Raw genomic sequence first — 13,353 nt, forward strand, 5'->3', positions numbered from 1 at the left:
ACCGTAGAGGCGACCACTGACAATCGGCCTGACCTGCGAATACGCTCGCCATTAGGGAGGTTGGCGAGCGCGGGGGCCGGGACGCGCACCGGCGGGTGACACCGGTGCTCGGCCCGGCCCGAACGTCCGGGACGTCGTGGGCGGACCCGCGGGTACGGTCTACTGACCGACCCGACCCGGCTGAAGCGTCCGCGTGAACAGCACGGTGCCGTCCTGCTCCCGCAGCCGTACCGTCAGTTCGCCGCTGTCCCCGTCGATGTCGACCTCGCCGAAGAACTGGTACCCGCCCGCGGGCGAGACGTTCGACGCGGTCGGCGCCTTTACGAACACCCGCTCCGGACCGAACGTGTCGTCCAGCGCGCTCGCCGGGAAGGCGCCCGCGTTCAGCGGTCCGGAGACGAACTCCCAGAACGGCTCGAAGTCGGTGAACGCGGCCCGGGACGGCTGGTAGTGCTGGGCGGACGTGTGGTGCACGTCCGCCGTCAGCCACAGCGTGCCGGTGATCCGCCGGTGCTTGATGAACCGCAGCAGCTCGGCGATCTGCAACTCACGGCCGAGCGGCGCGCCCGGGTCGCCCTGGGCCACCGCCTCGAAGTTCGGCTTGTTCTCCACCGGGTCCGGTACGACGAGACCGAGCGGCATGTCAGCGGCGATCACCTTCCACACCGCACGCGACCGGGCCAGCTCCCGCTTGAGCCACTCCAGCTGCTCCCGGCCGAGGATGCCCTGCGGGTCGACGGTCTGGTCGTCGGTGGAGTTGGCGTTGCGGTAGGTCCGCATGTCGAGCACGAACACGTCCAGCAGCGGGCCCTGGCGCAGCACCCGGTGGACGCGGCCCTCCTTGGTGCCGGGGCGCAGCGTGGAGAGGGGGAAGTACTCGCTGAACGCCCGCCGGGCGCGCGCGGCGAGGACGTCGATGCTCTTCTCGGTGTAGCGGGTGTCGGAGGAGGCGATCACCTCGCCCGGGTACCAGTTGTTGCGCACCTCGTGGTCGTCCCACTGGATGATCGACGGCACCTGGGCGTTGAACCGGCGCAGATTGGCGTCGAGCAGGTTGTAGCGGAAGTTGCCCCGGTACTCGGCGAGGGTCTCGGCGACCTTCGACTTCTCCTCGGTGGTGATGTTCCGCCAGGTGCTGCCGTCCGGCAGCGCCTGGGTGGCGGTGATCGGGCCGTCGGCGTAGATGTTGTCGCCGCTGCACAGGAAGAAGTCCGGGTCCAGTTTCGCCATCGCGTCGTAGATGCGGTAGCCGCCGAGGTCGGGGTTGATGCCCCAGCCCTGGCCGGCCAGGTCGCCCGACCACAGGAAGCGCACGCCGTCCCGGCGGCGCCGGGGGACCGTGCGGAAGGTACCGGTCACGGGCTCGCCGGTGCGGCGCGGGTCGTCCGGGTCGGCGAGCAGCACCCGGTAGTGGATCTGCTCACCGGAGGGCAGCCCGTGCAGCCGGGTGGTGCCGGTGAAGTCCGTGTCGGCGCCCAGCAGCGGGCCGTGCCATCTGCGCGGGTCGCGGAACGACTCGGTGGCCGAGGTCTCCACGATCATCCGGGCCGGCCGGTCCGAACGCACCCACACCAGACCGCCGTCGGAGGTCACGTCACCGGTCTGCACGCCCCAGCCCGCCGAGGGGCGTCCGGAGCGGGCGAACGCCGGGGCCGCGCCGAGGCCCACGGGCAGGGTAAGGGCCGCCGACGCGGCGAGGGAGCCGCGCAGAACGCTGCGGCGACCGGGGAGCGGACGGTGGGACATGGCTGCGCCTCCAGGGACGGGATCCGGCCAGTGTGCAGAGCCACACCTACTGGGGCGCTGCGGCGCGCACACGAACCGGAAGTGAACTCCAGCCGGCCGAAGGGCGGTCAGCGGTGCTCAGCGGCTGCCGTCCAGGATGACCCGCGCGACCAGGGCCGGGTCGTCGTTCATCGGGCAGTGGCCGCAGCCGGGCAGCCGCACCAGCCGGGCGTGCGGGATGAGCTGCTTGGCGCGGACGCCCTGGCGGCGTACGAGGATCCGGTCCCGGGTGCCCCAGGCCACCGTGACCGGCAGGCCCGACAGGTCGTCGGTGAAGCGGACGGTGGCGCCCGCCCGCAGGGTCGCCTCGAAACCGGTGGCCCCGACGAGCGCGAGGGTCTCGGCGACCACCGCCTCCGGCGAACGGCGCGCGGGGCGGGCGTAGATGGTGCTGGTCAGCGCGGTGCGGCCGGCCGCCGTGCGGGAGAGCCGGTCCACCAGCGGGAGCGGAAGCCGCTGGGCGATGCCCCGCATCGTGAGCAGCACCGTGAAGGCGTACCGCCGCTCGGCCTCGGACCAGAAACCGGCGGGGGAGAGGGCGGTGACGGACCGTACGAGCTTCTCCCGGCCCAGCTCCAGGGCGAGCAGGCCGCCCAGGGAGTTGCCCGCGACATGCGGACGCTCCAGTTCCAGCGCCTCGAACAGGGCGCCGAGCACGGAGTTGGTGGTGGGCAGGTCGTAGGCCAGGCCTTGCGGCAGTTCCGGGGACGCGCCGAAGCCGGGCAGGTCGACGGCGATCACCTCCCGCTCGGTGGCCAGGATGTCCACGACCGGGTCCCAGGCCTGCCGGTGATGGCCGATGCCGTGCAGCAGGACCAGCGGTTCGCCGCGGCCCACGCGCGCGTAGGACACGCTCACATCGCGCGGGCCGTGCGGGGTGGGGACCGTGAAGGAGACGGTGGCGGACATGGGGTGCTCCTCGTCTGGGCTGCCGGCGGACGCCGTAGACAGCTTGTCAGCAATTGCTACCGGCTGGTAGCCCCCGGGTCCCACACCGTCGTACGGACTCGCGTACGGTCCTCAACGCGTCCGGCGCACCTCGATGTTGAAGTCGGCGTTCCCGAAACGGCCGAACAACGCCAGCCGCAGCGGCAGATACATCTCCACCGCGCGTGCCGAGCGGATGCCGCCCAGGTCCAGCACCCGGTCGGCCGGCCAGCCGAACTCCCCGAGCAGCTCCGTCACCTGCTGCTTGGCGCCGGCGTGCGCGCCGCACACGAACACATGGTGCACGCCCGGCACCCGTCCCGGGTCCACCATCACCTGGCAGCTGACGGTGTTCAGCGTCTTCACCACGCGCGTGTGCGGGAACGCCCGCTGGATCCGCTCCGCCACGCTGTCCGACTCCACCGGGTCCAGCCGCGGCTGCCCGTCCTCGAACGCCAGCGGATTGGAGACGTCCACGAGCACCTTGCCCGCCAGGTGCTCCGCGCCCGCCGCCTCCAGCGCGTCCAGCGCCACCCGGCCGCCCACCGCGTTGACGACCACCTCGCCCGCCGCGGCCGCGTCCGCGAACGTCCCCGCGTGCGCCCGGCCCGCCTCGGCCGTGGCCCACTCCACCGCCATCGGGTTGTCCCGGGTCCGCGACCCGAGAGTCACCTCGTGTCCCAGCTCCAGCAGCCGGCCGGCCAGGGTGCGGCCCACCTCGCCCGTGCCCAGCACCGCGTACCGCATCGCCCACCTCACGGTCACCGGCCGCCGGCCGCCGGCGGTCCGCGGTCATTGTGATCCGGACCGCTCCTGGAGCCGGGTATTCCGGGTGGACAGCGAAAGGCGTGTCGGCTGGGATGGACCCGTGACCGCCGACCTCGCCACCGACCTCTTCGAAGAGCACCGGCCCCTCCTCATGGGCGTCGCGTACCGCATGCTCGGCCGGATCGCCGACGCCGAGGACGTGGTCCAGGAGGCCTGGCTGCGCTGGTACCAGGCCGACCGCGCGGGGGTCCGCGAACCGCGCGCGTATCTGGTGCGCGTCACCACCCGGCTGGCCATCGACCGGCTGCGCCAGGTGCAGTCGCGCGGCGAGGCGTACGTCGGGCCGTGGCTGCCGGAGCCGTACCTCACCGAGTTCGCCGACACCGCCCCGGACACCGCGGACCGCGCGGTGCTCGCCGACACCGTCTCCCTGGCCGTCCTGGTCGTCCTGGAGTCGCTGTCCCCCCTGGAGCGCGCGGTGTTCGTGCTGCGCGAGGCGTTCGGCTACCCCTACGCCGAGATCGCCGCGCTGCTCGACCGCGCCGAGCCGGCGGTACGGCAGCTCGCCGGGCGGGCCCGCCGGCACGTGGCGGAACGACGCCCCCGCTACGAGGTCGACCCCGTGCGGCGCCGGGACCTGACCGAACGTTTCCTCGCCGCCGCGTCCGGAGGCGACCTGGAGGGGCTGATGTCCCTGCTCGCCCCGGACGTCCGGCTGGTCGGCGACAGCGGCGGCAAGGCCAAGGCGCCGGTGCGCGTCCTGCACACCGCCGACAAGGTCGGCCGCTTCCTCGTCGGCGTCGCGCGCTCGGCCCCGGCGGACATGTCCTACCGCCTCCTGGAGGCCAACGGCGGCCCGGCCCTGCTGGTCCTCTCCGGCGACAAGCCCGACAGCCTCTTCCAGGTGGATGTCGCCGACGGCCGCATCACCGCCGTCTACATCATCCGCAACCCCGACAAGCTGCGGCACCTCACCGGCCACTGAGCCACCGACCCGCCGCGTGCCCGAGCCCCCGTCGTCCGGCGGGGGCTCCGCCGTGCGACAGGCTCTTTGCCGCGATGTCACACACACCGCCGCACACGAACGCTGCGTGAACGCTGCGCGGGCAGGTCCCCTGTCCGTTCGCGCAGGGACCGAGGATTGGTCTTGACCAAGGGTGACGGCCGCCCTATGGTCGCAGAGAAGTGCAACAACCTTTAATAAACAAGGGCGCTAAAAACCGCCGGACCACGGCTCTTGCGGAGGACAGGGTGGGGACCACGCAGCTGGAATCGGTACCGGAACCGAAGTACTGGCATCTGAAGACCGTGCTCACCGAGGCACTGGACTCCGAGTTCTCGGTCGGCGAGATCCTGCCCAACGAGCGTGATCTGGCGGCCCGCTTCGGCGTGGCCCGCGCCACGCTCCGCCAGGCACTCGAACAGCTGGAGCTGGAGGGCCGGCTACAGCGCCGTCGCGGGGTCGGTACGACCGTCGCGCCCCCGCGCGTGGGCGTGGCCGTCGGCACCGAACAGCACGCCTGGCCCGGCGCCCCCGGAGACGCCTGGCAGCCCGTCGACAGCGTCCAGGCACCACCGCCCGCCGCCGTCGCCGCGGCCCTGGAGACCGGAGCGGACGAGCCCGTCCACACCGTCCGCCGCTCCCGCATGTCCCACGGCCAGCAGGTCGCCACCGAACTGCTCTACATCCCGGCGGCTTCCGTGCCCGGCCTGACCGCGATCGACGCCCCGTCCGGCGCCGCACGCGCGCGTGCGGTGCTGCGCGAGGTGCAGCACCTGCCGCTGGAGGGGGAGGACCGCGCCGTCGAGCTGGGTTCCGCGCGCGCGGACGACGCCAAGGAACTCGACCGCCTCCCCGGCTCGCCCGTCCTCGTCGTCACCACCCGCTTCTTCGCCCAGGGCCGCACCGCGGCACTGTCGGTGGCGACCTACCGCGCCGACACCTGCCGGCTCACCTTCGGCGAATCGGCCGGGGTGGAAATACACCACGACCCGGAGAAGCGAGCTTCCTGACGCCGGGCGGACAGCCGGCCCAGGGGCGCGGGGCCGCATCACCCGTGCGGCTCCGCCGCGCGGGCGCGACCGGCCACCTCGCCGCCGCAGTGGCACGACGACCCGCGCCCTCCCGGCACCACGCTCAGCGCCGCGTCACCGTGCCGTCGACCGCGAACAGCTGCTCCTCGACATGGTCCAGAGCCAGCCGCAGTGCCCCCGTGGCCACGGCCGCCTCCCCCAGCAGTGACAGCGCCACCCGGGGCGGCCGCAGGCAATAGCGGGCCAATTCGCACCGCAGCGGCTCCAGGACCCCGTCCAGACCGGCCGCCCAGCCCCCGATCACGACCAGCTCGGGATCGAGCGCCAGCACCAGCGCGGCCACGTCGTGCACCAGCCGCTGGATGAACCGCTCGACGGCCGCACGGGCCCGCTGATCACCCTTGCGCGCCAGCGCGAACACCTCGGCGACCGCCTGCTCGTCCAGCGGGTGCAGCGGCTCGTCGGTGGTGGACAGCAGCGCCTCCGGCGTCGCCTCCCGGCCCAGCAGATGCAGCGCGCCGATCTCCCCGGCCGCCCCGCCGTAGCCCCGGTGCAGCCGCCCGCCGATCAGCGAACCGGCCCCCGGGCTCAGCCCGGCCAGCACGAACACCACGTCGTCCGTCTCGGTCGCCGCGCCCTTCCAGTGCTCGGCGACCGCCGCCGCGTTGGCGTCGTTCTCCACCAGCACCGGACAGCGGAAGGAACGGCTCAGCCGCTCGCCGAGCTTCAGGCCGGTCCACTGCGGCAGGGCCGTGCTCAGCCGTACCGTGCCGTCCGCCTCCACGATGCCCGGCGTGCCCACGCCCACCGCCCGCAGGGAGCTGCGCGCGACCCCGGCCCGGCGCAGCAGCTCGGCGACCGCCCCGCGCAGCCGGTCCAGCCGCTCGTCCGCCGGGGCCGTCTCGCCGACCTCCTTGGCCTGCGCGCCCAGCACCCGCCCGTCCAGGTCGGACAGGAGCGCGGCGACCCGGTGCGGGCCGATCTCCAGGCCCAGCAGATGTCCCGCCTCGGCCCGGAACCGGAACCGCCGGGCGGGCCGCCCCTGCCGCCGCGCACCGCCGTCGTCGGCCGCCGCCTCCACGACGAGGCCGCCCTCGATGAGGCCCTCCACGACGCCCTCGACGGTGGGCCGGGACAGTCCGGTGACGCGGGTGATCTCGGTGAGCGTCGCGCAGTCCGTGGCACGCAGCGCGTGCAGCACCACCGCGGAATTGATCCTTCGCAGCAGCGAGGGATCGCCACCGGTCAGCTGCCCCACCGTCCGTCCTCCCAGCTCGCGGGCGTGTTGGCCGGATCGTACTCGGCCCGGTCCATCCCCGGCGAGTGCCAGGTTCCGCGCGCGGCCGGGCCGTTCGATCACCCCGGCTCCACGAACCCGGACTCGTAGGCCGCGATCACCGCCTGGGTGCGGTCGCGCGCGCCGAGCTTGGCCAGGACGGCGCTCACATGCGACTTCACCGTCTCCGCGCCCACCACCAGCCGGGCTGCGATCTCCGCGTTCGACAGCCCCCGCGCCATCAGCCGCAGCACCTCCGCCTCCCGCTCCGTGAGCCGGGCACGCTCCAGCGCGGCCCGCGCCGGCCGGGCGCCGTCGCCGTACCGGCCGGCCAGGCGTCGTACGGACGCCGGGAACAGCAGCGACTCGCCCTCCGCCACCAGCCGCACCGCGTGCACGATCTCGGCGGGGCGCGCCCGCTTCAGCAGGAACCCGTCGGCGCCCGCGCGCAGCGCCTCGTACACGTACTCGTCGTCCTCGAAGGTGGTCACCACCAGGATCTTCGGCGGCTCCGCCACGGTGCGCAGCACCGCGCGCGTGGCCTCGATGCCGTCCATCAAGGGCATCCGCACGTCCATGGCGACCACGTCCGGCCGCAGTTGCCGCACGAGCGGGATGACCGCCGCGCCGTCGGCCGCCTCGCCCACCACCTCGATGTCGGGCTGCGCCTCCAACACGGCCCGCAGACCCGCGCGGACCAGGGGTTCGTCGTCGACGAGGAGTACGGTGACCGGCATCCGGTCAGCGTAGATCAGCCGACCGGCAGCTCCGCGCGGACCTGCCAGTCGCCCGCGTCCGGGCCGGTCCGGGCGGCGCCCCCGAGCAGGGCGGCCCGCTCCCGTATGCCCCGCAGTCCGCTGCCACGCCCGGGGCCGGGTATCGCTCCCGGCAGCGGGTTGCGGACCTCCAGGGCGAGCGTCCCGTCGCCCACCGCGACCCGGACCCGTACGGGCACGGCTCCCGCGTGCCGCAGCACATTGGTCAGCGCCTCCTGGAGGATGCGGTAGCCCTCGCGGGACACCGGGCCCGGCACGGCCTCCACCGGACCCGTCACCTCCGCGTCGATCTTCGCCCCCGAGGCCCGCGCCGACTCCAGCAGCCGGCCGGCGTCGGCCAGCGTGGGCCGCGCGCTCACCGGCCGCTCGGCCTCTCGCAGCACGCCCAGCACCCGCTCCAGATCCTCCAGCGCGGCCCGGCCGGTCTCCTCGACGGCGCCCAGCGCCCGGTCGGTGAACTCCGGATCGCCCGCTGCCCGCGCCGCACCCGCCTGCACCACGGCCAGCGTCAGGGCGTGCCCGATCGAGTCGTGCAACTCCCGTGCGATCCGGGTGCGTTCCAGCAACTGCTCGGTGCGCTCCTCCAGCGTGGCCAGCCGCTCGGCCGCCGACGGCCCGAGCAGTCGGCGCGCACCGGCCGTGACCAGCTCACCGAGCCCGACGACCACCCCGTACAGGGCGAGCAGCGGCAGGGGCGCCAGCAGGGCCCAGGCGGGGTGCGGCGGCAGCCGGTCCAGCAGCGGGACCCCGGACGGCGCCTCGGCCCAGGCACACCGCGCCAGTTCGAAACAGAGGATGGGCAGCCACACCGAGACGAACACGGTCACGGCACCGAGCAGCATCCGCAGCTCCAGCCACAGCACCGTACGCAGCCGGTCCCGCCAGGTCGCCGCCGGCGCCTCGGAGATACCCGGCTCCGGCTCGCCGGGCGTGAGCAGCAGCCGCGCCTGCACGCCCTCGCCCCTGCGCACCGCGGGCACGAGACCGAGCGGGACGAGGAACAGCGCGGGCACCCAGGGGGTCGACGGGACGACGAAGAGCCAGACGCTGACCACCAGCATCGGCACCCACAGATGCAGCAGGCGCGTGTACGTCGTCCCGCGCAGCAGCGGGCGCAGAAAGCGAGCCATGACCTCATCGTCGCAGGCGCCACTGACAACGGACCTCCCCCGCACGGGGGAGACGGTCTCCACCGGCGGGGGAGGAGCCGACCACCGCACCCCGCCAGGCTGTTGCCATGACCAGCATCGACGTACGAGACCTCACCAAGGCCCACGGCGGCCGGCGGGCCGTGGACCACCTCACCTTCCGCGTCCGCCCCGGCCGGGTCACCGGCTTCCTCGGCCCGAACGGCGCCGGCAAGTCCACCACCCTGCGCCTCGTCCTCGGCCTCGACCGGCCCACCGCCGGCACCGCCACGATCGGCGGCCACCCCTACACGCGGCTCGGCGAACCCCTGCGCCGGGTGGGCGCCCTGCTCGACGCGGGCGCCGCGCACGGCTCCCGCACCGCCCGCGACCATCTGCTGGCCCTCGCCGTGAGCAACCGCATCCCGGCCCGCCGGGTCGACACCGTCCTGGAGGAGACCGGCCTCGCCCCCGTGGCGCGGCGAAGGGTACGGACGTACTCCCTCGGCATGCGCCAGCGGCTCGGCATCGCCGCCGCGCTGCTCGGCGACCCCGAGGTCGTCCTGCTCGACGAACCCGCCAACGGCCTCGACCCCGAAGGCATCATCTGGATCCGCGCACTGCTGCGCCGGCTCGCCGCCGAGGGCCGTACGGTCCTGGTCTCCAGCCATCTCATGGGCGAGACCGCCGCCTTCGCCGACCACCTGCTGATCCTCGGCCGGGGCCGCCTGCTCGCCGACACACCGGTGCGGGAGTTCATCCACGCGCGCGTACGGCCCCACGTCCGCGTCCGCACCACCGATCCCGACGTCCTCGGCGACCTCCTCGCCCGGCACGGACACGACGCCTCCCGGGACGCGGACGGGTCCTGGACCGTACGGCACGCGCGCGTGGACGACCTGGGCCGGCTGATGTCCGAGGCGGGCGTCCCCGTCCTGGAACTCTCCGCCCACGAGGCCACCTTGGAAGAGGCCTACCTCGATCTGACGGCGGCCGAGGCCGAGTTCACCGCACAGCCCCAGGGGGCCTGACCATGTCGTTCACACCCGCGCTCCACGCCGAGTGGATCAAGATCCGTACCCTGCGCTCCCTGCTGGGCGCCCTCGCCGCGGTCCTCGTCGCCACCGCCGCGTTCTCGGCGCTCGCCGCGGCCGACGCCGACGACGCCGACCCGCTGTTCTCGGTGTTCTTCGGCATCAACTTCGGGCAGGTGGCCGCCATCGCCTTCGGTACGACGGCCGTCGCCTCGGAGTTCCGGGGCGGCGCGCTGCGGCTGACGCTGTCGGCGGTGCCCGACCGGGTGCGCTGGTACGCCGCGAAGACGACGGCGATCGCGCTGCCGGCGCTGGCCGTCGGACTGCTCACCGGGTTCGTCACGCTCCTGGTGGGCCGGGCGGCGCTCGGCGCGTCCGCTCCCGGCTGGGCCGAGGGCGTGCGCGGTGCCGTCGGCTGCGGCCTGCACCTGACGCTGATGACGCTGTTCGCCGCCGGACTCGCGGCCGTGCTGCGCAGCGGGGTCGCGACCCTCTCCGTGCTGATCCCGTTCCTGCTGGTCGTGTCCTTCGTCGTCGGTGACCTGTCCGGCGGTGTCGCCGACTTCCTGCCCGACCGGGCCGGCCAAGTCGCCCTGCACAGCACCTGGGACGGCACCCTGGGCCCGTGGAGCGGGCTCGCGGTGACCGCCCTGTGGACGGCTGCGGCCCTGGTGGCGGGCGGGTGGAGCGTGCGGCGCAGGGACGCCTGACTGACGGACCGCCAATTGTCAGTGGCCCCCGCTTTACTGGATCCCATGGACATCGCGAAGTGCCTGACCCTCATCGACCTGCTGTGCGCCCGGGAGTTCCCCGCGGCGCACGGCAGGACGGAGCACGGCGAGAGCGGGCCCGGCTATCACATAGCCGCTTTACAGACGAGCGAGGAGTGCTGGGAGGGCGACGGCAGCGAACGGGACGAGACGGAGGCGCAGTACGAGGCCGACCGCGACGGCCTCGCGGAGCGTCTCGGGGAGCGGTGGGGCCGGCCGCAGCGCTTCAGCCTGTACAGCGTGCTCGACCGGACGATGACGGGCGAGGACATCGCCGAGCCCTGGGCCGGGCTCAGCGGTCACGTCCCGGACGTCCACCTGTGGCGGGCGCCGGAGGCGGGCCGCTGGGTCGCCATAGGTGTGTCCCAGTGGGACAAGGAGCTGCCGTTTCAGCTGCTCGGGATAGTGACGGAGACCGACCCGCCCTGACCGGGCAGGCCCGCCGCCTCCCGCAGCCGGGCGAACTCCTCCGCCATCGTCGCCGCCGTCCAGTGCGCGTTCAGCCCACTGGGATTGGGCAGCACCCACACCCGGGTGTCCCCGATCGTCCGCTCCTGCGGACCGACCTGGGCCGTCCGGTCACCGAAGGCGGCCCGGTACGCGGTCACGCCGACCACGGCCAGCCACCTCGGCCGCAGCCGCGTCACCTTCTCGGTCAGCAGCCGCCCGCCCTCGACGTACTCGTCGGCGGTCAGCTCGTCCGCCCGCGCGGTCGCCCGCGGCACCACGTTGGTGATGCCGAGGCCGTACGACAGCAACTCCCGCTGCTCGGCCGGCCTCAGCAGCCGGGGCGTGAAGCCGGACAGGTGCAGCACCGGCCAGAACCGGTTGCCGGGGCGGGCGAAGTGGTGGCCGGTCGCGGCCGTCATCAGCCCCGGGTTGATGCCGCAAAAGAGCACGCGGAGGCCGTCCGCGACGACGTCCGGGACGAGACGGTCGCGGGCGGCCTCCAGTTCCGCCTGGGTGAAGCGCGGTGAGCGGGGTGCGCGGGTCAGAGGATCGCTCCGGGGGTGTAGCCGGCGGCTTCCGGGTGCTGCTTCACGATCTCCTCGATCCGGCCGACGACCACACCGACCTGGTCGGCGGCGGCGCCCGTGAAGGAGAGCTTGTCGGCCATCAGCGCGGCCAGCCGCTCGCGGTCGAGCGGCAGCCGCTCGTCGGCGGCGAGCTTGTCGAGCAGGTCGTTGCGCTCGGCGCCCTGCTCACGCATCGCGAGCGCGGTGGCCACGGCGTTCTCCTTGATCGCCTCGTGCGCGACCTCGCGGCCGACCCCGGCCCGCACGGCGCCCATGAGCACCTTGGTGGTGGCCAGGAACGGCAGGTAGCGGTCCAGCTCGCGGGCGATGACGGCAGGGAAGGCACCGAACTCGTCCAGGACGGTCAGGAAGGTCTCCAGCAGGCCGTCCAGGGCGAAGAAGGCGTCAGGCAGCGCGACCCGGCGGACCACCGAGCAGGACACGTCGCCCTCGTTCCACTGGTCGCCCGCCAGCTCGCCGGTCATCGAGGCGTAGCCGCGCAGGATGACCATGAGGCCGTTCACGCGCTCGCAGGAACGGGTGTTCATCTTGTGCGGCATCGCGGAGGAGCCGACCTGACCCGGCTTGAAGCCCTCGGTGACCAGCTCGTGCCCGGCCATCAGCCGGATCGTCTTGGCCAGCGAGGAGGGCGCCGCCGCCAGCTGCACCAGCGCGGTGACGACCTCGTAGTCCAGCGAGCGCGGGTAGACCTGGCCGACGGAGGTGAACGCCTGCGAGAAGCCCAGGTGCCGCGCGATCCGGTTCTCCAGCTCGGCCAGCTTCGCCGCGTCGCCGCCCAGCAGGTCCAGCATGTCCTGCGCGGTGCCGACCGGGCCCTTGATACCGCGCAGCGGATAGCGGGCGAGCAGCTCCTCCACCCGGCCGTAGGCGACGAGCAGCTCGTCGGCGGCGGTCGCGAACCGCTTGCCGAGGGTGGTGGCCTGCGCGGCCACGTTGTGCGAGCGGCCGGCCATGACCAGCTCCGCGTACTCGCCGGCGAGCTTGCCGAGGCGCGCCAGCACGGCCACCGTACGGTCGCGCATCAGCTCCAGCGAGAGCCGGATCTGCAACTGCTCGACATTCTCCGTCAGGTCACGCGAGGTCATGCCCTTGTGCACGTGCTCGTGCCCGGCGAGGTCGTTGAACTCCTCGATCCGCGCCTTCACGTCGTGCCGGGTGACCTTCTCGCGCTCGGCGATCGAGGCCAGGTCGACGGTGTCGAGCACGCGCTCGTAGTCGGCGATCGCCGCCTCGGGCACCTCGATGCCGAGGTCCTTCTGGGCCCGCAGCACGGCGAGCCAGAGCTGACGCTCCAGCTTCACCTTCTGCTCGGGGGACCAGAGCGTGGCGAGCTGGGCGGAGGCGTAGCGTCCGGCGAGGACGTTCGGGATGCGGGGCTTGGCGGGCGCAGAAGTCACGTGTCCAGATTCTACTGGCGGTTCGTGCAGGCCAGCGCCATGGGTGCGTTCGGCGGAAACTACGAGACCCCGGTCACCTCCTCCGTGTCGGCCAGCTCCGCCAGCACATCGGCGTGGCACAGCTGTGGCGCACACCAGCAGGCCAGCGTCCTGCCGCGCAGCTCCGGCACCAGATCCAGCAGCTCCGGCCGCTCCAGCAGATACGCCCGGTACATGGCCATGACCTCGGCCCGGGTGCCGTTCCGCTTCTTCTTCGGGGTGTCGTAGGCGAACGGGTTGTACAGGGGGTGCCGGGGGAGGTCCCAGCCGCCCATCGTCCAGCGGCGGCCGACGTAGACCACGTCGGCGGGCGCGTGCTCCAGCCGGGGACCGAACTCGTGGATCCGGCCCCGGACGCTGATGACGCGCGTGGTCATGCCGGA

At 73.5% G+C, this 13,353-nt stretch carries 14 protein-coding genes; 5 read left to right on the plus strand and 9 right to left on the minus strand.

Going from position 1 to position 13,353, the window contains the following annotated elements; genetic code table 11:
* Window positions 1-159: 159 nt before the first annotated feature.
* The 3 genes from ACZ4WH_RS12355 to ACZ4WH_RS12365 form a co-directional block, all read right to left on the minus strand.
* Window positions 160-1,746, minus strand: coding sequence for an alkaline phosphatase D family protein (locus ACZ4WH_RS12355; RefSeq protein WP_468179409.1), 1,587 nt, complete (start codon window positions 1,744-1,746; stop codon window positions 160-162).
* 117 nt (window positions 1,747-1,863) lie between these two features.
* Complete coding sequence (locus ACZ4WH_RS12360) at window positions 1,864-2,694, minus strand: alpha/beta fold hydrolase (RefSeq protein WP_468179411.1); 831 nt, start codon at window positions 2,692-2,694, stop codon at window positions 1,864-1,866.
* Between the two features lie 111 nt (window positions 2,695-2,805).
* Complete coding sequence (locus ACZ4WH_RS12365) at window positions 2,806-3,459, minus strand: NADPH-dependent F420 reductase (RefSeq protein WP_468179413.1); 654 nt, start codon at window positions 3,457-3,459, stop codon at window positions 2,806-2,808.
* A 121-nt stretch (window positions 3,460-3,580) separates the two neighbouring features.
* On the opposite strand from ACZ4WH_RS12365, the gene ACZ4WH_RS12370 reads away from it, so the two are divergent.
* Both ACZ4WH_RS12370 and ACZ4WH_RS12375 read left to right on the plus strand, forming a co-directional pair.
* Window positions 3,581-4,465, plus strand: coding sequence for an RNA polymerase sigma-70 factor (locus ACZ4WH_RS12370; RefSeq protein ID WP_468179415.1), 885 nt, complete (start codon window positions 3,581-3,583; stop codon window positions 4,463-4,465).
* A gap of 266 nt (window positions 4,466-4,731) precedes the next feature.
* Window positions 4,732-5,493 (plus strand): GntR family transcriptional regulator, encoded by a 762-nt coding sequence (locus ACZ4WH_RS12375; protein WP_468179417.1) that lies wholly within the window; start codon window positions 4,732-4,734, stop codon window positions 5,491-5,493.
* Window positions 5,494-5,617: 124 nt separating this feature from the next.
* On the opposite strand, the gene ACZ4WH_RS12380 is transcribed toward ACZ4WH_RS12375, so the two are convergent.
* The 3 genes from ACZ4WH_RS12380 to ACZ4WH_RS12390 form a co-directional block, all read right to left on the minus strand.
* A complete protein-coding gene (locus ACZ4WH_RS12380; RefSeq protein ID WP_468179419.1) occupies window positions 5,618-6,772 on the minus strand; it encodes an ROK family transcriptional regulator in 1,155 nt (384 codons plus the stop codon).
* A gap of 98 nt (window positions 6,773-6,870) precedes the next feature.
* A complete protein-coding gene (locus ACZ4WH_RS12385; RefSeq protein ID WP_468179421.1) occupies window positions 6,871-7,527 on the minus strand; it encodes a response regulator in 657 nt (218 codons plus the stop codon).
* 14 nt (window positions 7,528-7,541) lie between these two features.
* Window positions 7,542-8,696, minus strand: coding sequence for a sensor histidine kinase (locus ACZ4WH_RS12390; protein WP_468179423.1), 1,155 nt, complete (start codon window positions 8,694-8,696; stop codon window positions 7,542-7,544).
* Window positions 8,697-8,803: 107 nt separating this feature from the next.
* On the opposite strand from ACZ4WH_RS12390, the gene ACZ4WH_RS12395 reads away from it, so the two are divergent.
* From ACZ4WH_RS12395 to ACZ4WH_RS12405, 3 genes are read left to right on the plus strand one after another with little or no spacing between them, the layout of a single operon-like run.
* Entirely contained in the window at window positions 8,804-9,724 is a 921-nt protein-coding gene (locus ACZ4WH_RS12395) for an ATP-binding cassette domain-containing protein (protein ID WP_468179425.1), read from the plus strand.
* Window positions 9,725-9,726: 2 nt separating this feature from the next.
* Window positions 9,727-10,437, plus strand: coding sequence for an ABC transporter permease (locus ACZ4WH_RS12400; RefSeq protein WP_468179427.1), 711 nt, complete (start codon window positions 9,727-9,729; stop codon window positions 10,435-10,437).
* Window positions 10,438-10,482: 45 nt separating this feature from the next.
* Window positions 10,483-10,926: a hypothetical protein gene (locus ACZ4WH_RS12405; protein WP_468179430.1), complete on the plus strand. Its 444-nt coding sequence runs from the start codon at window positions 10,483-10,485 to the stop codon at window positions 10,924-10,926.
* On the opposite strand, the gene mug is transcribed toward ACZ4WH_RS12405, so the two are convergent.
* The 3 genes from mug to ACZ4WH_RS12420 are packed head-to-tail and all read right to left on the minus strand — an operon-like array spanning window position 10,887 to window position 13,347.
* Window positions 10,887-11,450, minus strand: a complete 564-nt coding sequence (mug, locus tag ACZ4WH_RS12410) for a G/U mismatch-specific DNA glycosylase (protein ID WP_468179508.1) — start codon at window positions 11,448-11,450, stop codon at window positions 10,887-10,889. The genes ACZ4WH_RS12405 and mug overlap by 40 nt on opposite strands.
* 38 nt (window positions 11,451-11,488) lie before the next feature.
* Complete coding sequence (purB, locus tag ACZ4WH_RS12415; protein ID WP_468179433.1) at window positions 11,489-12,931, minus strand: adenylosuccinate lyase; 1,443 nt, start codon at window positions 12,929-12,931, stop codon at window positions 11,489-11,491.
* A gap of 59 nt (window positions 12,932-12,990) precedes the next feature.
* On the minus strand, window positions 12,991-13,347 hold the full coding sequence (locus ACZ4WH_RS12420) for a DUF4326 domain-containing protein (protein ID WP_468179435.1): 357 nt from the start codon (window positions 13,345-13,347) through the stop codon (window positions 12,991-12,993).
* Between the last annotated feature and the right edge of the window lie 6 nt (window positions 13,348-13,353).

This window comes from Streptomyces sp. NPDC029138, assembly GCF_055564375.1.